The 22,010-nt window shown below is 41.1% G+C and carries 21 protein-coding genes, 1 other RNA gene and 1 riboswitch; of the genes, 5 read left to right on the forward strand and 17 right to left on the reverse strand.

Annotated features, from left to right (window positions below):
- Positions 1–66: 66 nt before the first annotated feature.
- The 5 genes from BQ5796_RS08950 to BQ5796_RS08970 all read right to left on the reverse strand — a co-directional run bounded on the left by BQ5796_RS08950 (position 67) and on the right by BQ5796_RS08970 (position 4,949).
- Positions 67–642, reverse strand: a complete 576-nt coding sequence (locus BQ5796_RS08950) for an isoprenylcysteine carboxyl methyltransferase family protein (protein ID WP_346190289.1) — start codon at positions 640–642, stop codon at positions 67–69.
- Positions 639–1,724 carry a type III polyketide synthase gene (locus BQ5796_RS08955; RefSeq protein WP_071459917.1) on the reverse strand — a complete coding sequence of 362 codons (1,086 nt, stop codon included), beginning with the start codon at positions 1,722–1,724 and terminating at the stop codon, positions 639–641. The genes BQ5796_RS08950 and BQ5796_RS08955 overlap by 4 nt, the downstream gene beginning before the upstream one ends.
- Positions 1,725–1,919: 195 nt before the next feature.
- Positions 1,920–2,693, reverse strand: coding sequence for an SDR family NAD(P)-dependent oxidoreductase (locus tag BQ5796_RS08960; RefSeq protein WP_071459918.1), 774 nt, complete (start codon positions 2,691–2,693; stop codon positions 1,920–1,922).
- A 355-nt stretch (positions 2,694–3,048) separates the two neighbouring features.
- Complete coding sequence (locus BQ5796_RS08965) at positions 3,049–4,356, reverse strand: nucleobase:cation symporter-2 family protein (RefSeq protein ID WP_071459919.1); 1,308 nt, start codon at positions 4,354–4,356, stop codon at positions 3,049–3,051.
- On the reverse strand, positions 4,353–4,949 hold the full coding sequence (locus BQ5796_RS08970) for a xanthine phosphoribosyltransferase (RefSeq protein ID WP_071459920.1): 597 nt from the start codon (positions 4,947–4,949) through the stop codon (positions 4,353–4,355). Before BQ5796_RS08970 ends, BQ5796_RS08965 begins: the two co-directional genes overlap by 4 nt.
- Positions 4,950–5,059: 110 nt before the next feature.
- Positions 5,060–5,160, reverse strand: a riboswitch (purine riboswitch).
- A 402-nt stretch (positions 5,161–5,562) separates the two neighbouring features.
- On the opposite strand from BQ5796_RS08970, the gene BQ5796_RS08975 reads away from it, so the two are divergent.
- From BQ5796_RS08975 to BQ5796_RS08985, 3 genes are read left to right on the forward strand one after another with little or no spacing between them, the layout of a single operon-like run.
- Positions 5,563–5,712 (forward strand): subunit I/II of b(o/a)3-type cytochrome C oxidase, encoded by a 150-nt coding sequence (locus BQ5796_RS08975; protein ID WP_071461230.1) that lies wholly within the window; start codon positions 5,563–5,565, stop codon positions 5,710–5,712.
- A 27-nt stretch (positions 5,713–5,739) separates the two neighbouring features.
- Entirely contained in the window at positions 5,740–6,219 is a 480-nt protein-coding gene (locus BQ5796_RS08980; protein WP_071459921.1) for a cytochrome c oxidase subunit II, read from the forward strand.
- Complete coding sequence (locus BQ5796_RS08985; protein WP_071459922.1) at positions 6,216–7,868, forward strand: b(o/a)3-type cytochrome-c oxidase subunit 1; 1,653 nt, start codon at positions 6,216–6,218, stop codon at positions 7,866–7,868. Before BQ5796_RS08980 ends, BQ5796_RS08985 begins: the two co-directional genes overlap by 4 nt.
- Before the next feature lie 208 nt (positions 7,869–8,076).
- Here BQ5796_RS08985 and yunB read toward each other — a convergent pair whose 3' ends face one another.
- The 10 genes from yunB to BQ5796_RS09030 all read right to left on the reverse strand — a co-directional run bounded on the left by yunB (position 8,077) and on the right by BQ5796_RS09030 (position 18,516).
- Entirely contained in the window at positions 8,077–8,835 is a 759-nt protein-coding gene (yunB, locus tag BQ5796_RS08990) for a sporulation protein YunB (RefSeq protein WP_071459923.1), read from the reverse strand.
- A gap of 167 nt (positions 8,836–9,002) precedes the next feature.
- Entirely contained in the window at positions 9,003–10,928 is a 1,926-nt protein-coding gene (locus BQ5796_RS08995) for an ATP-dependent DNA helicase (protein ID WP_071459924.1), read from the reverse strand.
- A gap of 130 nt (positions 10,929–11,058) precedes the next feature.
- The gene (locus tag BQ5796_RS18125; protein ID WP_159430995.1) at positions 11,059–11,229 is read right to left on the reverse strand and encodes a hypothetical protein; all 171 of its coding nucleotides are present in this window, start codon (positions 11,227–11,229) and stop codon (positions 11,059–11,061) included.
- 167 nt (positions 11,230–11,396) lie between these two features.
- Positions 11,397–12,536 (reverse strand): THUMP domain-containing class I SAM-dependent RNA methyltransferase, encoded by a 1,140-nt coding sequence (locus BQ5796_RS09000; protein WP_071461231.1) that lies wholly within the window; start codon positions 12,534–12,536, stop codon positions 11,397–11,399.
- Between the two features lie 161 nt (positions 12,537–12,697).
- Positions 12,698–13,081: RNase P RNA component class B (gene rnpB, locus BQ5796_RS09005), an RNA gene on the reverse strand.
- 81 nt (positions 13,082–13,162) lie between these two features.
- Positions 13,163–13,462 carry a cell division regulator GpsB gene (gene gpsB, locus BQ5796_RS09010; RefSeq protein WP_071461232.1) on the reverse strand — a complete coding sequence of 100 codons (300 nt, stop codon included), beginning with the start codon at positions 13,460–13,462 and terminating at the stop codon, positions 13,163–13,165.
- Positions 13,463–13,545: 83 nt separating this feature from the next.
- Positions 13,546–14,106: an SLOG family protein gene (locus BQ5796_RS09015; protein WP_071459925.1), complete on the reverse strand. Its 561-nt coding sequence runs from the start codon at positions 14,104–14,106 to the stop codon at positions 13,546–13,548.
- Positions 14,107–14,238: 132 nt separating this feature from the next.
- Positions 14,239–14,577 carry a spore coat protein gene (locus tag BQ5796_RS09020; protein WP_200792874.1) on the reverse strand — a complete coding sequence of 113 codons (339 nt, stop codon included), beginning with the start codon at positions 14,575–14,577 and terminating at the stop codon, positions 14,239–14,241.
- 373 nt (positions 14,578–14,950) lie between these two features.
- Entirely contained in the window at positions 14,951–16,231 is a 1,281-nt protein-coding gene (locus tag BQ5796_RS09025) for a ribonuclease H-like domain-containing protein (protein ID WP_071459927.1), read from the reverse strand.
- Complete coding sequence (locus tag BQ5796_RS09030) at positions 16,222–18,516, reverse strand: DEAD/DEAH box helicase (RefSeq protein ID WP_071459928.1); 2,295 nt, start codon at positions 18,514–18,516, stop codon at positions 16,222–16,224. Before BQ5796_RS09030 ends, BQ5796_RS09025 begins: the two co-directional genes overlap by 10 nt.
- A gap of 147 nt (positions 18,517–18,663) precedes the next feature.
- Here BQ5796_RS09030 and BQ5796_RS09035 point away from each other — a divergent pair, with 147 nt between their 5' ends.
- Positions 18,664–19,356, forward strand: a complete 693-nt coding sequence (locus BQ5796_RS09035; RefSeq protein WP_097677992.1) for a Crp/Fnr family transcriptional regulator — start codon at positions 18,664–18,666, stop codon at positions 19,354–19,356.
- Positions 19,357–19,489: 133 nt separating this feature from the next.
- Here the strand turns inward: BQ5796_RS09035 and hcp are convergent, their stop codons facing one another.
- A complete protein-coding gene (gene hcp / locus BQ5796_RS09040) occupies positions 19,490–20,785 on the reverse strand; it encodes a hydroxylamine reductase (protein ID WP_200792875.1) in 1,296 nt (431 codons plus the stop codon).
- A gap of 187 nt (positions 20,786–20,972) precedes the next feature.
- Here hcp and BQ5796_RS09045 point away from each other — a divergent pair, with 187 nt between their 5' ends.
- The gene (locus BQ5796_RS09045) at positions 20,973–21,458 is read left to right on the forward strand and encodes an Hsp20/alpha crystallin family protein (protein ID WP_071459930.1); all 486 of its coding nucleotides are present in this window, start codon (positions 20,973–20,975) and stop codon (positions 21,456–21,458) included.
- A gap of 11 nt (positions 21,459–21,469) precedes the next feature.
- Here the strand turns inward: BQ5796_RS09045 and BQ5796_RS09050 are convergent, their stop codons facing one another.
- Complete coding sequence (locus BQ5796_RS09050; RefSeq protein ID WP_074034002.1) at positions 21,470–21,898, reverse strand: YppG family protein; 429 nt, start codon at positions 21,896–21,898, stop codon at positions 21,470–21,472.
- Between the last annotated feature and the right edge of the window lie 112 nt (positions 21,899–22,010).

Consider the following 22,010-nt stretch of genomic DNA (forward strand, 5'->3'; position numbering starts at 1 on the left):
AATTGAGAATAAATATCAACCTCAAGTAACAGTTTACCATCATCAATATCCCTTTTCAACCTGTCTCTAACGATTGTCAAACTTATTTAACAAATTAGGCAAAAAACGATTTTTCTCCTTAAAGGTTTCTCCATATGTTGTCCATTCCTTCAGTGCCTTTTCCTCTGCATGAATTCTAATGGATAAAATAATGATGTTAATTACGGTAAAGAATAATGCAGTAAAATATGCTTCAAACATCAGGGGAATAATCATTATTTCCGCTGTTACCACTGCATAGTTTGGGTGTTTTAGCAGCTTGTAAGGTCCTTTTTTCACTGCTTCGGCACCTGGCAGGATGATGATTTTTGTATTCCAAAAAGGGCCAAGTGACATCAATGCCCACACTCTCATAACTTGGGTGGCAAGGAACAAGCTTATCAGCAATGGCCAAAATGCGGAAAGATCCCTTCCCATGAAAACCACTTCTGCAACTGTCGATAGAAGAAAAGCTATATGGATTAGAACCATTGCCTTGTAATGGCCTTGCCCTGCCTCAATGGCTCCCATTGCTTTTAGCTTTTGCTCATTGCTTCTTGCAATTACAAGTTCAGAAAGCCGTTGGAAGATAATAAAACCGATAAAAAGATAAAATACCATCATTCCCACCTCAATAGAAGCAACTCTGAACTAAATCCCGGCCCTAGTGCTGCCGCCAGGCCGTACTCTCCTCCTGATGCTTTCTCCATGAACCGCCTAAGGACATAGAGAATCGTTGCAGATGACATGTTGCCGTGTTCCCTTAAAACATCAAGGGAGACCTCAATCTTCTCTTCCTCAAAGCCAAGTGCTTGTACATATGCATCGAGTACTTTCTTTCCGCCAGGATGTGCGATGAAATGATGAATATTCTCTATCTTCAATCCATCTTTTTGAAGGAATTCCTCTACATTTGGCTTCAGCCAGTCCTGAACAATGGACGGGATGCTTTTTGAGAAAACGACATGCAATCCTCCGTCCTTCACATCCCAGCCCATCACATCAAGAGCGTTTGGCATTAATGTAGCATGTGTATCTAGAATCCGCGGGTTGGAAGAAAGCCTGGAGAATTTCTTATAATCCGATTGATCACCGCAAACTAGCGTGCACGCCACGCCGTCTGCAAACAGGGATGTCCCGACAAGATTACTCTTCGACCGGTCATTAGGCTGAAAAGTGAGGCTGCAAAGCTCTACAGCAAGCACAAGTATTTTTGCTTCAGGAAATGCCTTGCAGTATTCATAAGCGCGGGAAAGTCCAGCTGCCCCGCCTGCACAGCCCAACCCCCAAATGGGAATTCTTTTTGTGTGCTTTGAAAAAGGTAGGATATTCATAATCCTCGCTTCAATGCTCGGTGTACTCATTCCCGTACTTGTAACAGTGATAATTCCATCAATATCTTTGTATGGAACTTTCTCTGTTAAAAACTCTTTGCTTGAAAGGCAATGTTCCATTGCTTTGGCACCTAACTGAACAGCTGTCTCAATGAAAGCGTCATTTTTTTCTTGAAGGCTATGCTCACACTCATACCAATCAAGACTTTTTGCAAATCTTCGCTTTTGTATTTGCCCATTTTGAAACACTTTCAACAGCCTGTTGATATCCTTGAAGTTTTCTGAGAATAACTTCTGGGCAAACTCCATTACTTTATCCTGCTCAACTAAAAATGGCGGATGTTCTTCCACTGTAGACAATATGATTGGCATAGTTTCTCTCCTTCAACATCTTAAGGTTACTTTTTCCATTTACCCGAAGACTATGCAGTGAAACAAGACAAGTGTCCTTTCAAAAAAAATAAAAAAGCTTTCCCGCAAAAAGGAAAAGCAAGACGTTTTGAAGATGTTGCTGTGCATTTTTATTATAGACGAATATTGTCATTAATATGAAAAGGAAATATTTCTTCAGAACCCCTGGATTGTCATTCCGCCGTCCACAAACAGTGTTTGGCCCGTAATATAGCTTCCCGCATCCGTGCAAAGAAAAACTGCTGGTCCTACAAGCTCAGGCAATTCACCAATCCTTTTCAAAGGAGTAACCGCAAGGATGTCATTTACATAACTTTCATCCTGCAGCAATTTTTCTGTAAGTGGTGTCCGAAAATACCATGGTCCAATAGAATTGATATTTATGCCATATTTGCCCCACTCCAATGCTAATACCTTTGTCATTTGTATCATCGCTGCCTTTGTTGCGGCATAGACAACTCCTGTACGTAATGCAACATGGCCGGCAACAGACGAAATATTTATGATTCTTCCTCCCTTGCCCCCCCTTCGCATTTCTTTGCCTGCTTCTTGAGACATCATGAACGCTGACTTAAGGTTTGTATCCATGATGGTTTGCCATTCCTCATCTGTCACATCCATGGCTTTAGTCCTGATATTCATTCCTGCATTGTTGATGAGAATGTCAATTCCACCCCACTCTCGTGCTATATGTTCGACAGCATGTTGGATATGTCCCCTCCGGGTCACATCAGCTGGTACGATCATCGCTTTTCTTCCTAGCGCTTCGACCTTTGAAGCGGTTTCATCTAAGTCTTTTTCTGTTCTTGAAATCAGAGCCACATCTGCGCCTGCTTCAGCAAGGCCAATGGCAATCGCGCGGCCAATCCCACGTCCTGCTCCAGTAACTATTGCTGTTTTGCCTTCTAAATGAAACGAAGGTAAATACATGTTATCATCACCAATCCTTTTTGCAGCTTTTCGTCCATTCTAACACGTTATAGGACAAACTCCCATCAAGGTGATTCCAAACAAAAAAAGCTGGCTCAAAAGGTAATCTCTCTAGCCTTTTGAGTCAGCTTCTTATTGTTCATCATCCTTACTGCGGTTTGGAACCATTCTGTACGTCTATTGTAATTTTTCTGACTGCAAGGATACCGCATTTTGCGCAAGTCTGCATGTTGTCAAAAAGTCGCCTGCACTTCTCACAATAATATCTCTCTATGTTCATCACTTCCCTGAAACAACAGTTTGTTCATTATATGCAGTCATACTGTATTGTTTCCTTTGATGAAAAAAAATCTTATCAAGAAGCGTGCTGTTCCTTTGCAGCAGAAACGGCTGGACTCTTCAATGGTTTCACGTTAAAGACAACATTGAGAATAATAGCAGTGAGACTACCTGCAACAATACCATTGCTTGTCAAAATTTGAACATTTTCCGGCAGCTTCGCAAAAAGTTCTGGGACTGCTGTTACACCAAGTCCCATTCCGACGGAACAAGCAATAATGAGCAGGTTTTCCTGTGATGCAAAGTCGACCTTGCTAAGCATTTTGATTCCGTAAGAAATAACCATTCCAAACATTGCTACCATTGCTCCTCCTAAAACGCTGGATGGAATGATGGTTGTCATTGCGCCAATTTTTGGCATAAAGCCGAGCAGAACGAGGAATCCTCCAGCAGTATAGATAACGCTTCTGCTTTTCACCCCAGAGAGCTGGATAAGTCCAACATTTTGAGAGTAGGTCGTATAAGGAAATGCATTGAAAATTCCTCCGAATAGAATCGCCAACCCTTCCGCCCTGTACCCTGCAGCTATTTCTTTTTCTGAAAGTTTTCTGTCACATATATCGCCCAGTGCAAAATAGACTCCTGTTGATTCAACAAGGCTTACAGCCGCAACCAGTATCATGGTAAGAATAGGAGTGACCTCGAACGTAGGCATCCCAAAGTAAAATGGCTCCGCTATATGAAACCAAGATGCCTCTGTTACTGCAGAAAAGTTTACCTTGCCGAGAATTGCTGCTGTTGCCGTTCCGGCTCCAAGTCCGAGCAGAATGGCGATGGAGCGAATGAATCCAGTAAAAAATCTGAACAGAATAATAATAAAAAGCAACGTTCCAAAAGCTAGTGAGATATTTGTAATCGACCCGAAGTCATGGTTCCCCACCCCACCTGCCATGTTATTCATCGCAACAGGTATAAGCGTAATACCAATAATAGTGACAACAGAACCCGTAACTACAGGCGGAAAGAATTTGACAAGCTTTCCGAAAAAAGAAGAAATCAAGAGGACAAACATTCCTGATGCCAAGATAGCACCATAAATAGCAGATATTCCATAATCACTCCCTATGGCAATCATAGGGCCTACAGCTGTGAACGTACACCCTAACATTACAGGGAGACCAATGCCGAAAAATCTATTTTTCCATACTTGAAGTAGTGTGGCAATTCCGCACATTAGAATATCAATTGATACTAAATAGGTAAGTCCTTCTCCCGAAAGTCCCAGAGCCCCTCCTACGATCAGAGGTACAATCACCGCACCAGCATACATAGCGAGAACATGCTGGATTCCAAGTGAAGCTATTTTCAACGGATTTTCTCTCATTGTATTGCCTCCTTAATTTCCTGAGTAAGGAACTTTACGTTTCCGTTCTCGAGAGAGCTGATTCTTGCTAGTGATTCTACTCTATAGCCCATTCTTTTCAGCTTATTTCCACCTTCCTGGAATGCCTTTTCGATGACAATACCGATTCCAGTGATACTTGCACCTGCTTCTTCTACTATTTTCGCCAGTCCGAGTGCAGCTTCCCCATTTGCTAGGAAATCGTCAATAATCAGCACATTATCTTCCTTTTGAAGGAAATCAGAGGAAACAGAAATTTCATTCGTTTCATTTTTTGTGAAGGAATGGACAGATGCACTAAGCAGATTTTCAGTCAATGTAAGAGACTTTCTCTTTCTCGCGAAGATGACTGGTACATTCATTTGAAGGCCTGCCATTACTGCCGGAGCAATGCCAGAAGACTCGATTGTAAGAATTTTAGTTATTTTGTTGTTGCCGAATCTATAGGCAAATTCTTTCCCTATCTTGAACATTAGCTCTGGGTCTATCTGATGGTTCAGAAAAGAATCGACTTTCAGTACGTTCGGTCCAAGTACCTTTCCTGAGTCAATGATTTTTTGCTCTAATTCTTTCATCCTTCACTTCTCCTTTATCTATAATAAAAGCCCGGGTGCAAGCGTCACTACAATAAAGAGTGAAGCAATGGCCCCGGGCGGGATGACGGAAAAACAGAAGTCTCAAAAGAAACTCCCCATTGTCCACTCATAGTCGGTTCATTTACGGCGACCGGTAGAGACTTGCAGGCCATATTCCTGCGATTATACGAGTGCAGCTATTAATTTTATCAATATTATAATGTTATTCTCGAAAAGTATCAACATCTTTTCTCAAATAAACCGAACATTTTTGAATGAAAACGAAAAATTATTCGGAATATTATCGGTGCTTTGAAGGAAAAGAAGGACCCTCTATTTCCACTCACCTAGATAAAATTTTTGTCCTTCAGGAGACTTTTGTCACTATCGTTCAATACTTCACAATTTTTATTTCACAAAATCTACAAATTTACTCTTCGGATAAAGTGACTTAAATCACCGTTATATCAACTTTCCACTATCAATATAGTGAATATAAAAACAATGAACAATTTGTGAATTAATGAAACGCTATGGAAGTTTATCGGCAATTTTGTATGATGAGATTGTAATTATTCATTTCGTCATTTTTACAAAAGGGGAGTTGAGAGAAATGCCACAGCCTGTCATTCGGAAAAATACAAAAGCGAAAACAGACGATTCATCATCACTTAAAGGAACATTGGTATCCGTATTTATGGTCGGTTTGTTCCTCATTGCTACATGGGTCGGCGTCTTCTATCTATTCATGGACCGTTTTTAAAGAAAGAACAATAAGGGGAGAAAATGTATGCATATTCATAAGTATGAGAAAATATGGCTTATTTTCGGATTGACAACATTGCTTGTCTTTCTATCCGTCCTAGGAGTCAGCGCTTTCTATCTTGGCAATCAGCCTCCAAGCTGCCTAGCTACAATCAATCCAGAAAAAGTGGATACGACGAAACCTTTCAACAAGCCAGGTTTAAAAAAGGTGGAAGGCAAAGATTGGGACTATGAATTGGTGTTTGTGGCATCTGCGTTCAATTATAACCCTGGAGAAATAGAGGTACCAAAAGGTGCTAAGGTAAAAGTGATCGCAACGACAAAGGACGTGATTCACGGATTTGAAGTAGCTGGCACAAACATTAATATGATGCTTGAGCCGGGCTTTATCAGCGAATTCGAAACAACATTCGATAAAGCTGGAGAGTTCCTGATCGTTTGTAATGAGTATTGCGGCGCCGGGCATCATATGATGACATCGAAAATCAAGGTGGTGGAAGCATGAAATCAAATGTCATGAAAATGGTGGATCGCCGTGACGGCAAACTGGCAATGGCCCACTTTTACGTTGCATTTATTGCCTTAGCAATCGGAGGCTTGGCTGGCCTATTGCAAACGCTTGTCAGGTCAGGAAAGTTCGTACTTCCTGCGGGTATTGGCTACTATCAAATATTAACAGTCCACGGTGTCGTTTTAGGGCTCGTACTAACAACCTTCTTCATCATGGGCTTCCAGCTTGCTGCTGTAAGCAAAACTGCTGGAACATTGACAAAAAGGCAAAGAACCATCGCTTGGATTGGTTTTTGGCTCATGACCATCGGAACATTGATGGCTGCAACAATGATTTTATTGAACAAAGCTTCTGTTCTTTATACCTTTTATGCACCACTGCAAGCGCATGCTCTATATTACATTGGTCTTACTCTTGTCATTGTCGGCAGCTGGTTTGATGGGGCTGCTATTGTCATAGCGTACATTGCTTGGAGAAAAGCCAATCCCGGGCAGCCGAGCCCGCTGTTGACTTTCATGTCGCTCGTTAATACATTGCTTTGGATTGTTGCTACTATTGGGGTAGCTGCTACTGTTCTCCTGCAACTTTTGCCTTGGTCGCTTGGGCTTGTCGACAGAGTCGATGTGTTGGTAAGCAGGACGCTATTTTGGTATTTTGGCCATCCACTAGTTTATTTCTGGCTTTTACCGGCATATATGGCCTGGTATGTCGTCATACCGAAAGTCATTGGTGGCAAAATATTCTCGGATTCCCTTGCAAGAATGTCATTTATTCTTTTCTTGCTTTTCTCCATACCTGTTGGATTCCATCATCAGTTGACAGAGCCAGGTATTGATCCAGCTTGGAAATTCCTGCAGGTAATCCTGACATTCCTTGTTGTGATCCCGTCATTGATGACAGCGTTCTCGCTATTTGCAACATTTGAATCTTACGGCCGTTCTAAAGGAGCAAAAGGATTATTTGGTTGGCTAAAAGTTCTACCATGGAATGATGCCCGTTTTACAGTACCATTTATCGGCATGCTTTCGTTTATTCCTGCCGGTGCTGGCGGGATGGTTAATGCATCCCATCAGCTTAATCAGGTTATCCATAACACCATTTGGGTAACAGGGCACTTCCATTTAACATTAGCAACTGCTGTTATTCTGACTTTCTTTGGAATTACGTACTGGCTTGTCCCTCACTTGACTGGCCGTACATTAACTAAGGCAATGAATAAACTAGCCATTATTCAGGCGGTTTTCTGGGCTACCGGCATGACCTTTATGTCCGGTGCCATGCATGCTGCTGGTTTGCTTGGGGCTCCTCGTCGCTCTTCATTCTCCGAGTATGGAGGTGCTGCGCAGGCTGCAGAATGGATTCCCTATCAAGTTGCACAAGCAATTGGCGGTTCCATTCTTTTCATAGGTATCATTCTGATGGTTTACATCTTTATCAACCTTGCTTTTTTCGCACCAAAAGGAGAAGAAGAGTTCCCTGTTGGGGAAGCAGCTGATGAAGCGGAGAAGACTCCGATGGTATTCGAAAATTGGAAGCTATGGTTAGGTATAACCGTTATTTTGATCCTCTTTGCCTACACAATTCCGTTCATTGACATGATTGAAAATGCGCCAATTGGTTCAAAAGGCTATAAGCTATGGTAACAGAGAGCCGGCTAGGTAATGAATGCATTTAAAGATAGTTCTCTTTAACTCTGCAAATAAGTCATTCTTCTTTCCGATATGGAAAAAAGAATGACTTTTTATTATATTTCTCCTTACACCCTTTTTCTCTCCCCCTATTGACTATTGCTGCACGCGAGCAAAATCAACGGGATCTTTAGCAGAATGATAAAAGGAATGCGACATCCATTTAATTTGCGGGGGTTTTTTTGTTGCTTTCCGGAACGACAATGGGATTGACATCACTCTTATCCCTATTGTTTCCATTATAATATTGAGGCACTTCTCCTTGAAGGAAAAGATCCCCTATTTTTACAGAATTGGATATTTCAACTTGCTTTTCCACCAGCGGTATTACAACATTCATTTGAACTGCCACCTTCACGTATATCTCCAGAAAAGTGTTGTTAATCCCTGTTTGCTTAATTCTCGTCTCTACATCGGAAACAACATTTCCAAGAATTTCAAACTTCACAGGGACTTTGGGACCCATATTCATAAACAGCGTATTATTCGTTGCCATACCAAGCGGAATATAATAAACAATCTTCTCTCCATTATTAGTATCATTCGTACCAATTTTTTCTTCAGGCAGCGTCTCTACTATCTTATCGAGATTATGCTGCACCCTTTTTGAAGCATCGTAAATAACCCTATTATATATTTTCGGATTAAAGCTGTAACCTATCGCACCATTATTCTTATGGATGATGATTAATTCGGTCATATCAATGTTACCGGCAATTTCTGTTGAAATAGCATCATTAATGGCAAGTGCCGCAAACTGTCTCGCTTTTGTTTCCGCAACGCTTATTAGGACTGGTTCGATGAATTTATTTATGAGCCAAAGGCTTTGAAACGTGCAAACAGTGAAGGTAATGAAAGTGATAATGAAGATTTGATTTAGGGTTAAAGGACCTTTTCTTCCTCTTCTTTTTCGTATTCGCATGCTGGTTTCCCCCTCTTACACTATAATATGTAAAAGGACCTTTAATAGAATCTTATGTACAAATTGACGTATGTTATGATGGAATATCCCTGCTTTGTCATGAATGCAATAGGAAAATAAAGAAATAAGAACACCGAGAATTTCGGTGTTCTTATTTCTTTATTTTGTTACTCTACCGGTGAAGTAGGAAGGACCTCAAGGACTCTCTCTCTTATCATTTCCGGCACTTCCTCATTCATCAGGATATCCACTCTTCCGCTATCTTCGCTTGTCCTAATCAAGCGGCCAATCCCCTGTCTCAGCCTTAAAAGCATGTAGGGCAAATCCACCTCGATGACAGGGTTATCACTCTCTTTTCTTCTCGCTTTAAATACCGGATCATTCGGAGGGAACGGCAGGGAAAAAATAATAACATTTTCCAATGCTGTACCTGGTACATCTAATCCCTCCCAAAGGTTCAAGGAAAACAGAACGGAGTCTTCTTCATTTTGAAATCTAGATACAAGCATGCTGATTTCCGCATCACCCTCGAACAGGAGTGGGAAAGACCAATCATGATTGGCAGCCTGCAGCTTCACCTGTTCCAGGTCTCTTCTATTAGAGAAAAGGACTAAGGTGCGTCCCCCCGTCTCCTTCAGCCGCTCAATTACATAATTAACTTTCCGGTTAAAGTTTTCTTCTGAAAATTGCAAAACTCTTATTGCCATCCTATTCTCATAATCAAAAGGAGATTGAACTGATAAAGATAGGTAGTCATCAATACCAAGACTTGAAGCAATGTAGTTAAAAGACTTGTTGTCAGACAGCGTAGCGGATGAAAACACAATCGGTTTCTTCTCAGAAAAAACTTCCTTACGAAGGATTTCATTGACCATTTTTGGCATAATGACCAATGTTTTTTCCTCGTCCATTCGTTCCAGCCAGTTAATACCATCCTTCCTTCTGACAAAGAGGGACAATGAGAAACTGATTTGATCAAGATGTTCCTCTACTATTTTTAAGCTGTATTCATTTAAAATGAACATTTCACTATCAAATACAAGTTCCTCTTGGATGGCATCAAGAAGAGACAGCAGTCTGCCAGCATAATTCATTAATTTGTCGGTTCTTTTTACTGTAATCTTCTCAGAGGAACCACTCTCCCAGCTATTTTTGTCCAACTCTTCAAAAAAGCCTTCATTTAGCAGGATCGCTTCTTCCATTAGTAAGAGTGTCCGCTCTCGGATATCATTTTCCATGATTCTCTCAAGGAGGCTAGTTAGCGTTCTTTCCGCAAACCGGTAAGTAAGTGCTTTTTGGCTCGCAAACTCCAATAAGTGTCCTTCATCAAATACAATGCATGAACTCTCTGGAAGGAAAGGTAATTGTCCTTCCCGCTTCCGGGATTCTTTTGTCCAGACGTGTTCCATGTAAAAATCATGCGAACAAACGATGAGATCAAGAGCATTACGATAATGTTCTCTCTGCAGAGTCATACCGCATCGATGGTATCGGCTGCATCCAAGGCAGTCCTGTAAAGGGTCCCAGCCAATTTTCTCCCATTGTTCATCAGTAAGGGAGGGATAGTCCTTCCGATCGCCATACTTTTTAAACTTTTGTAATACATTACCTTCTCCTAAAGCAAATGGAGGAAGTTGATCATATACATCATCATAATCTTCTGCATCGGCAGAAATCTGGGCATCTAATTTGTTCAAGCATAAATACTGCTCCCGCGATTTTGCAAGGCGGACATCAATTTCAAGATTCAATGCTTTTTCCAGTTTTTTGATGTCTCCCTCTTTCTTGACGAGCTGTTCAATTAACGTTTCATCGGCGCATGCTATTATAGCTGGTTTCCTCGTATACCTCGCGTAACAAATTGCATAGAGCAAGTATACAATTGTCTTGCCGGTACCAACACCAGCTTCGGCAAATATTGTTTTCTTATCCTTGAAGGCCTTTTCCAGTTGGAAGGCCATGAAAATTTGTTCATCCCTTATCTCAAAGCCTGCCTCAGGAAGGATATCGTAAAAAACATCCCCTATCCAGTCTCCAAGTTTTTGATGAAAATTCTCAGTACGTTCTATTTCAAATGGCAGGCTGCCAGACATATAATCCCTCCGTAAAATGGTAAAGCGCCTTAAAAGGCGCTAAAATCAGATAACTTTATAACCATTCTATTATAATAGACACCTGCCAATAACACCAATCATTTTATCGAACGATCTACCATTCGTTTTCCTATATTCTGATAGGGGAGGATAAACGATATGTTGTGGCTTTTCGCCATTCGTCTTCCGCCATTTCTAGTCTCCATGACACGGAAGGTTCCGTGCCGTTCTCTTCCGTCATTTCCTTCATTCTAACGATAGCTTTGTGGATTCTCGTATAATCTAATGCTGGTTCGAACATAAACTTCCTCCAATCAACCCTTTTAGATACAATCATATTAATGTTTGTTGCTCTTTATGATTATATTCATTCATGTCTAACTCCCCTTTTATCCTTCCCCTCCTCATCCATCAAAATACATAAAAAAAACAGGGCATCGAAATGATTACCCTGATAAAAATCCTTTACTATTCGGTTCTCGGCCGTTTTTTTCCCCAATACTGATAGTAATCAGTTTTAATAAAACCATTGAACAGCTTTCTTTTCTTTGTTGCAGGCTTGCCGAAGTGTGTTTCAAATTGCTCATCAGATGTCAGGATGTAATAGGACCATGTATCATGAACAGAAAATGCTTCTCCCATTTCTCGATACATCCTTTCAACACTTGGTTTGTCCCCGATCCTTTCCCCATATGGCGGGTTACCGACAAGAACGCCGTATTCTTTTCTAGGGCTGAAATCCTGCACTCTCATTTGTTTAAATGTGACTAGCTCACCCAGACCTGCCTCAAATGCGTTTCCTGCAGCAATTTCAATCATTCTGTGGTCAATATCTGATCCAGTGATATCCAAAGGCTGTTCATAATTCGCTAAGTCTTCAGCTTCAACTCGAGCTTCATCCCAAACCGCTTTTGGCATCCAAGCCCATGACTCTGAAACAAATTCTCGATTAAATCCTGGTGCAATATTTTGTCCAATAAGTGCTGCTTCGATAGGTATGGTACCCGAACCACAAAACGGGTCGGCGAAAGACCTATCCGGAGTCCAATTTGTCAGAAGGACTAATGCAGCTGCCAACGTTTCTTTCAAAGGGGCCTCTCCTTGGCCAACTCTGTATCCCCGCTTATGCAATCCGTTACCGCTTGTATCGATTGTCAATATGGCTTTGTCTTTTACAAGCGACACTTCTATTTTAAATAGAGAACCACTTTCTTCTAGCCAAGAATCTTTTTTATAATGTTTCTTCAATCGTTCTACAATCGCTTTTTTCACGATTGCTTGGCAATCAGGAACGCTGAACAATTTAGACTTCTGCGATTTCCCTGACACAGGGAATTCAGCGTCTACGGGGAGGTAATTTTCCCAAGGAATCGCTTTTGTCTTCTCGAATAATTCATCAAAGCTGTATGCTTTGAATTCCCCAGCTTTTATTTTAATACGATCCGCTGTTCTGAGCCATAGATTAGAACGAGCAATTGCTCGTTCATCTCCCTTGTATGTAACCTTCCCATTCTCTACTTCGCATTCGTATCCAAGCGCACGGACTTCCTTCGCAACAATCGCTTCTAGCCCCATAGCAGCAGTCGCAATCAATTCATATGATTTCATGTCTTCACCCTTTATATATATACTTTTTCCCCACATTATCATAACAGGTTTCCCCTTTCTTCTCCAAGGATACCCGTCTAAAATAAAAGAGCGCTCCACTTGGAAGCACCCTTTACGTCATTTGATTTAGTTGATTACGTCTTTTGTATATGCCAATAACGTTCTGTAAGCCATGTTTTGTTCCCCGTGCTCCATGCGACTAATCGTCTCGCACAAGGGTGGTAACCATCTATCTACAGGCTCCTTAGCCTGTCCTTCTCTTTGTTCATTTCCTCTGAGAAAGCGCCCCTACCATTATTTGGGTTTCTCGCTCGTGGGGTTTACCTCGTTCCACTCTCACCATTTCTGGAGAGACTTCGTCACTGTGGCACTTTTATAGGTATTCATGCCATATCTTTTCCGACTTAGGCATTTTCCCAGCCGTCAGCCGGGAAGATCCCGGCTGCCCTGGCTTATGAATTGGCCAGGCACGAACACTACAGGCATCTCAGCCTGTGCGAGCATGGACTTTCCTCTGCAGCATGCTGCAGCGGTTACCCGAACGCTATTAACAACTACAAACTTATTATATGTAATCGTGAATAAAATAGCAATGGGGTTGTACTTGAAAATATGGATAATTTTAGTTATTCATACAGTTTGTTTCCAAATACATGTTTCTCCAGATTAGACAGACGCTTAAGAATATCAAAGTTTGTCGTTCCAGCCGCCTGAGTAGCAGGTCTGCGGGATGTTTCTTCCAGCTGTTTTTTCAACCTTATATTCTCCTGTTGCAGTTCCTCCATTTCGTGTTGGAATGCTTCATAATCCTTAATGATATCATCAAGGAACTTATCAACGTCCTCTGGTTTGTAACCACGCATGGCAGTCTTGAATTCTTTTTCAAGGATTTCTTTCGCACTTAATTTCATTTTATTGGATATCATTTCTCTCACCTCGATATTCCCAATCATCAAATTATATTCTTTCAAAAACATTCCCTTTTGTCAATTTTTCTTTATACAAAATGCTAATAATCACTATTATTTATTGCTTCTTCCTCAACAAGCTGCTGAAGATCGTAGAAACCAATCAACCTGATATCATATTTTGTATTCTCTTGATGTTTTTTTGCTGCCTCATAAAGATACTTCGGAGTTCCTTCTTTCTCCATATCATAAAGAAGAATGAGCGCGTCCGTTTTCTTTACTATAAACTCATTCGCAGCTTTTAGTTGCCATGGCTTTTCATATGGCTTTCTCGTAACAGAGTCTACATGATCCGAACAGTAGAGTATCGACTCATACCACTCCTTATTCTTATCGCTCCATTTCTCCTCTTGATTTAGAAAAGGAGTGATGATTGACAGCTTTAGTTCTGGGTACAAATTCTGAAGCTCAAATACGGCTTCCGCTGCCCACAATTCAACACCGGGCTGCCCACTTATAACAACCCATTGAAGCCCCTCTTCAATAAGCGACTCTATCTGTTTATACAATGCTGCCTTTATATAGCGCGATGCTGGGTCATCAGGCTTATAAATTCCCAACTCGTACGCTTTGTATCCAGATACAGCGGCAACCTTAACCATATCGTGCTCCTCTCCAACCTCATAGTGAATGTATTCACGCATAACTTGAATTATGAACGATACTTCTAAAGGAATTTTAGCAATAAGTAAAAAACAAGGGCTTAGCGAAAGCCCTTGCAAGAAACTAAAACATCAGAATCCCTTGAAGCCCGGACGCGGACCCATACCCATTGGACCTGACATAGCTCCACCAACAGGACCTGACATTGGCCCACCATAAGGGCCAGCCATTGGAGAAACTTGACTTGGAGAAACCGGACCGGACCCACCATAAAAATGCTGGTGGCTAACTTCATTGACTGCCGATTGTGTATGCGGGAAATAATGAACATGGTTGAATTTTTCATGATGCACATTGGTGGTATGGGCCGGATGGATATGCGGCACCATATTTTCAGAGTAACTATTATTTACGCAGCACTTCGTAGGATGAACAATAGCAGGCAAAATATTTGGTCTACAAAACATCATTTAAAACTCCTTCCTCTCGGGTAATATTTTTTTACATTAACAGCGTATGACCCAGAGAAGACACTTGTTTTAATGAAAACACCTATTTTTCATCAAAATAAGATGAATTTCAGCCCATTTTTTCTATAAGAAGGTATAAAAGTTGTCCTTCAAGCCAGTGAAAAGAATCATCGTCAAACATAGTACGACAAAAAACAAAACCAAAACTGCCTTGTGCATGTATCCCGCCCCATAATATTAATTTTCGATGTTACATTTCTATATTTTACATAGCATTCTTATAACGTACAACAACGAACCGCTTCTTTTTTAAGGGTAAATGTGAATACTTTGTTACATTTTAATTGTTATAGAATGTTGGTAACAATCAGTTTTAGTCGATTCTTGCGCTTGCCCGGGAAATCTTTTTGTTTAATCTTTCTATTCTTTTTCCACAATCTATTAGGATTCTGTCTTTTTTAGGGGAGGAGGGAAATAACTCTACATTACGCCGCGCCTTGTCAGCATACCATAAAGCACTTTCTGGATCTTTTCGGTGGTGTTCCATGTATTTAGCGAGTTCAACGGAAGCCTCTACTACTATTCTTCCAATCGACGCATCGTTTTCCGCAATATCCTTCCATAGTACAACAGCTCTCTCCCAATCCCGTTCCCGTTTGCATTCAAAGGCGAGTGCATGTTTCGCTGCATAAGACTCAGGTACTTCATGCAAAGCAAGAGTTGAAAATGTATCTTTTGCTTTGTCAATGTTTCCAAGACTAGAAAACCAACGGCCAACCTCAAAACTTTCCCTTTCACTTCTCTCGGGATCTAATCCTAGCAACTGTTTTGATAGATGAATATATAGTGTAATTAAGGAAAGAATATCTTGTTCATTATGTTTCAGCACTCCAAATATACCTTCCGGATCCTTCCGTTCGAGGTAGTCAAAATAAATAATTGGAGCTAAATATCCCGGGACATCTTGAGTCCGCTGCAATCCCAGTATATCTTTTTCAACTGCTGCCAGCTTTACCCTTTCAAGCTTATGCTTCCACATCCTCCTAGAAGCATGGTAAAGATCAAAGTGACCAAATGAAGGCAACTTGGGCACATGATCCCTTATGAGAGTATGCCTGGTCTTAACTTGAGGCCAATCAAAGGACTTCCCATTGTAGGTCACAAGCGTCCTATAATCAACAGAGGTGAGAAAACTTTGATAAAGAGCTATTTCTGCTCCAGGGTGGGGAAGAAAATGTTGCTTTAAAATTACCTTGCTATCAGTAACACTCGCATGGCCAAGAAGAAATATTGTATTCCCGGCGCCTCCACCTAAACCGGTTGTTTCAGTATCAAAAAAGAACAGCTCCTCCGCTTTATGTCCTATTGCAGATAATGGATGATTAAGCTCTGGATTATTATTCCATATATTGACTATGTTAATCAATTCAGCAAAGCTATACTTTCCATGACGATACATAATTGGGTATTCCACTTTCCTTACAAGACAGTAGCTATCATCAAAATAAAAAGGTTCGACATTTTCCACTGTCCATTTTTCGAAGAAAGGAATATCCCCGCTCTTATCGATTTGGTCAGGTATTCCCTGTTTATCAGCCTTTCTTCCCGTCGATAAGTGTGGTTTTAGTCGGTTCAATTTGCTTTTTATTGACAAGGCTTTCCCCCTCTCTCTGTTTGATGGCTCAGCAAGCTAAGTAAATGTACTGCATCCGCTTTTGCAGTACTTAATGACGTTTCCGTTCCAATACAGGAAGGGCAACCTGACGCACACGGACAGCTTTCTACAATCTGTCGTGCTTCAGCAAGAACATTTTCAAGGTTTTCGTAAATCTTTTCACTTAGTCCTATTCCACCAGGATAACGATCATAGAAAAATATTGTGGGCTTTTCGTTATGATCCGCCTTCACCTGCGGTACAACATGTACATCAGCTGGATCACACATGACAAAAACGGGTATAATATGCCGCAATGCCTCCGCCGTCCCGACAAGTCCTTCTTCCACTCGCTGTTGAGATAATTGGGTCCAAGAATGCCCTGGAGAAATCCATGCAGCATTTGTGTGTAGTTCTTCCTCTGGAAGATATATAGGACCAGATCCGATGTTTTCATGGGTCTCAAATTTGATTTTCTTGAAAATGGTAGCCATCGCTCTTACACTCACATCGCCATAGCCTGCTTCCGCCACATTTATCCTTCTCTCTTTATCCATTTCCAGAACGGATAAGCTAACAGCAAGATTCGCATCCGTATAATAGTCAACATCTACTTCTCTGACAAATGCCTTTTTTTCTTCCCAGTCAAGCTTCTCTACCTGATATTGTGTTCCTTGGTGCAGATATATTGCTTCCTCATGCAAAAGCGTCATTGCTGAAAAAGTATCCATTTCACCGATTACCTTGACATTAGCGATATCCGAGGTATCAATAATCACTACATTTTCCTGTGAAGCAGAACGGAGGCTTATATTGGTTGCTGGAAAGGCATCGTTCATCCAGTACCATTTTTCCCCTTGGCGGTGAAGGATTTTTTCCTCCTCCAAGTATTCCAGCATGTCCTCTGTCTCTGCCCCTCCAAATTTTTCACCTTTTTGGAACGGAAGTTCGTAGGCAGCACATTTAAGATGATCCACCATAATTATAAGGTTATCCGGATTTATCCTCGCAGTTTCTGGTGAATTATTAAAAAAGTAATCAGGGTGCTGAATAATATACTGATCCAAAGGATTTGAACTAGCTACCATGATAACAAGGGATTCTCCTTGACGCCTTCCTGCTCGACCTGCTTGTTGCCAAGCGCTTGCAATCGTTCCAGGGTAGCCATTCATGATGCATACTTGAAGCCTTCCAATATCTACGCCAAGTTCAAGCGCATTTGTACTAACAACTCCGTAAATCTCACCAGAACGAAGCCCTCGTTCAATCTCTCGCCGTTCGATCGGCAAGTATCCACCTCTATAGCCTCGTATCGCTTTCGGTCCAAGCTTATGCTTCACTAATTCCTGCAGATACGTTAGAAGAATTTCGACCCTGACACGGCTTCTTGCAAAAACAATTGTTTGAATACGGTTTTTCAGCAAGAGGCCAGCAATCGCCCTTGACTCAAGTGCAGCACTTTTCCTTATGTTCAACGGCTTATTTACAATAGGAGGATTATAAAATACAAAGTGCTTTTTACCTGTTGGTGCACCATTGTTATCGACCAGCAACATTTTTTTCCCCGTAAGTTTCTCTCCTAGTTCAACCGGATTGGCAATGGTGGCACTAGTAGCAATGAAGACAGGGTCGCTCCCATAATAATGGCAAATCCTTCGGAGACGCCGAATTACATTTGCTGTATGACTGCCAAAAACACCGCGATATATATGGAGTTCATCTATAATGATATAACGCAGATTTTCAAAAAGGGATACCCATTTTGTATGATGAGGGAGGATTGCTGAATGGAGCATATCCGGATTCGTGATGACAATATGACCTGCCTTCCGTACCTTTTGTCGTATATTAGCTGGTGTATCGCCATCGTAAGTATAGCTGTTAATGTTTAAGCCCGCTTCCTCAATCAGTTCATTGATTTCGCTCTTTTGATCCTGAGCCAGCGCTTTTGTTGGAAATAAATATAGTGCTCTTGCATTAGGTTCTTCCATAATACCCTGAAGAACAGGAAGGTTATAACAAAGTGTCTTTCCAGAAGCAGTTGGGGTAACCGCAACGAAATCGTGTTTTTTTCGTGCATATTCATACGCTGTCTCCTGATGGGTATAGAGCTCTTTTATTCCTCTCCGTTCCAAAGCCCTTTCCAGGGATGTGTGAATATCAGGTAGTGGAACCGTGACAGCAGGCTTTTCATCAATTGTATGCCAATGGACAATATTATCCTTAAGGTTATCGTCTGTTTTTAGCTCCTCCATTAATTCCTGCAAGTTTTTACGGACTTTCATTTTAATCACCTCAATGCTATCATTTTACCGAATATACGTTCCTTTACCAAGAGTTTCGCATATGATGCATGGAATCTTTTAAATCGGGACAGCGACTTCTCTATTTGCTACAATGAACTTATTCTAATATTAGGGCTGGGATGATTTGTGGACAAGTGTAAAATAGAAGAATTGCTTTCAGGATTCAGCTTGTTCAAAGATATGGATTCTGGAGAATGGAACAGGATGGCAGAAATTTCTTTAGAGAGGGATTGGAGGAAAGGGAGTATCATTTTTCATCAAGATGATCCCTTAACAAATGTTTATTTTATCGCAAAAGGGATGGTGAAAATTTTTAAGAATGATGTAAATGGCAAGGAACAAGTTGTTGCAATTTTAAAAGAGGGAGATATGTTCCCTCATGTGGGTTTTTTCAGAAAAGGCGGATATCCAGCCTATGCCGAGGCGTTAAAAGATAGTACGCTTATTGTTGTCCCCGTTTCCGGTTTTGAGAAAGTGCTGATAGAGAATCCGGAATTATCTATTAAAGTGTTCCGAGTACTTGGTGAAAAAATTGCAGATCTTCAGGATCGACTTGAAGCACAAATATTAAATAACTCTTATGAACAAATAATCAAGTTGCTACTCCGCCTCTCAAAAACACATGGAGATGTGCTACAAGATGGCTTAGTAAGGGTGAAAATGGTATTCACTAACAAGGATTTAGCCAATATGATTGGTTCAACGAGAGAAACAGTTAGCAGAACACTCACAAGGTTAAGGCGCACAGGTTTGTTGAAAACTGACGCGAAAGGAAATCTCCTTTTCCATCCTGAGGAGCTGCTTGATGAACTTATCTAGTAGAGTCTAGTCTTTGCTCAATAGAAAAATAACATCTGGGAAAAACACACTCTGTTTTCATCCCCTACTCTAAACGTTATTTCTTGTTGAAAATTTAAAAAGGGCGTCAAAAGTTTAGCGACGCCCTAATGCTCTATTGATTCAGCATATTTTCCATATCTTCTTTTGCTGTCGTAATTAATTTCAATCCAAAATTATCCTGCAGGACACTTAACACTCCGCTTGATATAAATTCTGGAGGCTTAGGACCAATTCTAATATCCTTGATCCCAAGACTGAACAGGCCGAGAAGGATTGCCACCGCCTTTTGTTCAAACCAAGAAAGGACAATGCTCACAGGAAGCTCATTGACAGGAACTTCAAAGGCATCAGCAAGGGCTAGAGCAATTTTGACTGTTGATACAGAGTTGTTGCATTGACCTAGATCAATGTATCTCGGAATCTGAGTCCCCGGTACAACACCATATTCAATATCATTAAATCTAAACTTCCCGCAGGAGGTAGTCAAAATAACCGTATCCTTGGGCAGCGAAGTCGCCAATTCGCGGTAATATTCTCCCCCCTTACCGGGTGCATCACAACCGGCGATGACAAAGAATCGCTTGATTTTACCTTCTTTGACTGCTGCAATTACTTCCGGTGCAAGCCCTATGACTGTTTCATGGTGAAACCCTGTTAAGAGAGTTTCATCGGACTTTATCTCTGCTTCTGGAAGTTCGAGAGCTTTGTTGATCAGTGGAGAGAAGTCATCGTCTGTTATCTTTTGGACATTTTCAAGACCTGCCACTTCGTAAGAAAACATCCTGTCAGCGTAACCACCTTTTATTGGCATTACACAATTTGTTGTAGCGAGAATAGCCCCGGGAAACTTTTCAAAGAGCCGTCGTTGGTCATACCACGCTTTCCCCACATTTCCTTTTAAGTGAGGATATTTTTTCAGTGCTGGATACCCATGTGCTGGAAGCATTTCGGAATGGGTATATACATTAATTCCCGTCCCTTCCGTCTGCTTTAATAGCGCTTCAAGCGCAAATAGGTTGTGCCCAGTAACAACAATACATTTTCCTTCTACTTCATTTTGTGAAACCCTGACAGGCTGTGGAATGCCAAGTCGGGAAGTATGAGCTTCATCTAGCATCTCCATTACTTTTACTGCCGATGTTCCAACCTTCATCAGCATCTCGATATGTTCCTCAACATTGAAATTTGAATTAGTGAGCGTCATATATAAAGCTTCATGAGTAATTTTGTCTACATATGCATCCGTGAAGCCAAGCTGGTTGGCGTGTGTCCGGTAAGCCGCTATCCCTTTTAAAGCAAAAATCATGGTATCCTGCATGCTAGCAATCGTTTCATCTTTGCCACAAACACCGATTACCTTGCATCCTCCTGTAGGTGTTTGTTCACACTGGTAACAAAACATCTTCATCCCCCTCAAATGGTTACTAACATTTCTGATATAAGCTTAACTTTAGATGCTATTCATTATTGTGATACACATCACACCCTTGACATTGTTCACATAATGTTCATATCATCTTGATTTAACTACGAACAGAACCGGAAAGAAATTCACTGCATAAAATATAAGGATTAATGTAGGAGGAGGATTATTAATGGAGGATAAGTTCCATAATAGTAAAAAAAGGGAGACAAAACTGCTTGATTCTGTATTTGGCAGTATGAGTAACCTTCTAAACGAAAAACAGCTGAGAGGTTTTCTGCAAACGATGGACGATTTTTTTCAGAAGCCAATAGGGCAGCAATTTCCCTTTCACAGCTATGTAGAAGAAACAGAAGACGGTTATAAAGTTTCTGTAGAACTACCAGGAATCAGGAAACAGCAAATCAAAATGGAAGTTTTCAGTTCCCGGTTATCTATCCATGTGCATGACTTAAAGTCAGAACGCTTGAGTAATAGTAAGCATAATGTCTATTACCGGAAGGATTCCCTAAAAAACACAAGCAAGACTGTCACCTTTTCAGAGCCGGTGGATCGGGCAGGTACCACCGCGCAGTTCCGCAATGGCCTTCTCGAAATAAATGTACCAAAGCAAAAAGGAAAATCTATTATAATTCATAATGACAACAAGCAGGCGTGAGCCTGCTCGTTCTATGCTTTCAGAATCCCTCCTAGTCCTTTCACCAATGAAGATACCTGGTTTACTGCAGACATCATCTGCCCAGCAGTATCCATCATCTTGTTAAAATCAAGAGTGCCCTCAGCAGTTTTAAACGAATTCATAATCGATTGCATCCCTGTAGGCGGTTTTAATGCAAACGCTTGGGCAGGATAGGGGTTCATCGGTTGAAGAGGATGGATTTGACCATAAGGAGAAAATTCTCCTTGTTGCAATGGATTTTCAAATAATAATTTTGCGTAATCCTGGTCGTTTTTCCATCCTTTTGGTGATATTGCACCCCCACCTTGGTATTGCATGTGTGGTGCATAGTAAGGATTTATTCCCATGGAGTAATATTGCCCCGGCAATCCGTGCACATTTCCGTTATAAGGCCATCTTGTTACTACCGGTTTTTGCATCCCTAACACTATGATCTCCTCCCCCAACAGTGCCTTCATCATGCATTTTATGTAGCAAGTGCCTATAAGGTGCCTTCCATAATGGTACGATAAAAAAATTACAGGGAAAGTA

The organism is Bacillus massilinigeriensis, assembly GCF_900111815.1.
Taxonomy (GTDB): domain Bacteria; phylum Bacillota; class Bacilli; order Bacillales; family Cytobacillaceae; genus Mesobacillus_C; species Mesobacillus_C mediterraneensis.

What these genes read in the sequence shown, in the direction of transcription:
- BQ5796_RS09000 (WP_071461231.1), bottom strand. Translation starts at nt 12,536, where the DNA reads ATGAAATCATATGAATTGATTGCGACTGCTGCTATGGGGCTAGAAGCG.
- BQ5796_RS09020 (WP_200792874.1), bottom strand. Translation starts at nt 14,577, where the DNA reads ATGATGTTTTGTAGACCAAATATTTTGCCTGCTATTGTTCATCCTACG.
- yunB (WP_071459923.1), bottom strand. Translation starts at nt 8,835, where the DNA reads ATGCGAATACGAAAAAGAAGAGGAAGAAAAGGTCCTTTAACCCTAAAT.
- BQ5796_RS09045 (WP_071459930.1), top strand. Translation starts at nt 20,973, where the DNA reads ATGGAGGATAAGTTCCATAATAGTAAAAAAAGGGAGACAAAACTGCTT.
- BQ5796_RS09030 (WP_071459928.1), bottom strand. Translation starts at nt 18,516, where the DNA reads ATGAAAGTCCGTAAAAACTTGCAGGAATTAATGGAGGAGCTAAAAACA.
- BQ5796_RS09050 (WP_074034002.1), bottom strand. Translation starts at nt 21,898, where the DNA reads ATGCAAAAACCGGTAGTAACAAGATGGCCTTATAACGGAAATGTGCAC.
- BQ5796_RS08980 (WP_071459921.1), top strand. Translation starts at nt 5,740, where the DNA reads ATGCATATTCATAAGTATGAGAAAATATGGCTTATTTTCGGATTGACA.
- BQ5796_RS08955 (WP_071459917.1), bottom strand. Translation starts at nt 1,724, where the DNA reads ATGCCAATCATATTGTCTACAGTGGAAGAACATCCGCCATTTTTAGTT.
- BQ5796_RS09015 (WP_071459925.1), bottom strand. Translation starts at nt 14,106, where the DNA reads ATGGTTAAGGTTGCCGCTGTATCTGGATACAAAGCGTACGAGTTGGGA.
- BQ5796_RS08995 (WP_071459924.1), bottom strand. Translation starts at nt 10,928, where the DNA reads ATGTCTGGCAGCCTGCCATTTGAAATAGAACGTACTGAGAATTTTCAT.
- BQ5796_RS08965 (WP_071459919.1), bottom strand. Translation starts at nt 4,356, where the DNA reads ATGAGAGAAAATCCGTTGAAAATAGCTTCACTTGGAATCCAGCATGTT.
- BQ5796_RS18125 (WP_159430995.1), bottom strand. Translation starts at nt 11,229, where the DNA reads ATGTTCGAACCAGCATTAGATTATACGAGAATCCACAAAGCTATCGTT.
- hcp (WP_200792875.1), bottom strand. Translation starts at nt 20,785, where the DNA reads ATGAAGATGTTTTGTTACCAGTGTGAACAAACACCTACAGGAGGATGC.
- BQ5796_RS08985 (WP_071459922.1), top strand. Translation starts at nt 6,216, where the DNA reads ATGAAATCAAATGTCATGAAAATGGTGGATCGCCGTGACGGCAAACTG.
- gpsB (WP_071461232.1), bottom strand. Translation starts at nt 13,462, where the DNA reads ATGATATCCAATAAAATGAAATTAAGTGCGAAAGAAATCCTTGAAAAA.
- BQ5796_RS08975 (WP_071461230.1), top strand. Translation starts at nt 5,563, where the DNA reads ATGCCACAGCCTGTCATTCGGAAAAATACAAAAGCGAAAACAGACGAT.
- BQ5796_RS08970 (WP_071459920.1), bottom strand. Translation starts at nt 4,949, where the DNA reads ATGAAAGAATTAGAGCAAAAAATCATTGACTCAGGAAAGGTACTTGGA.
- BQ5796_RS08950 (WP_346190289.1), bottom strand. Translation starts at nt 642, where the DNA reads ATGATGGTATTTTATCTTTTTATCGGTTTTATTATCTTCCAACGGCTT.
- BQ5796_RS08960 (WP_071459918.1), bottom strand. Translation starts at nt 2,693, where the DNA reads ATGTATTTACCTTCGTTTCATTTAGAAGGCAAAACAGCAATAGTTACT.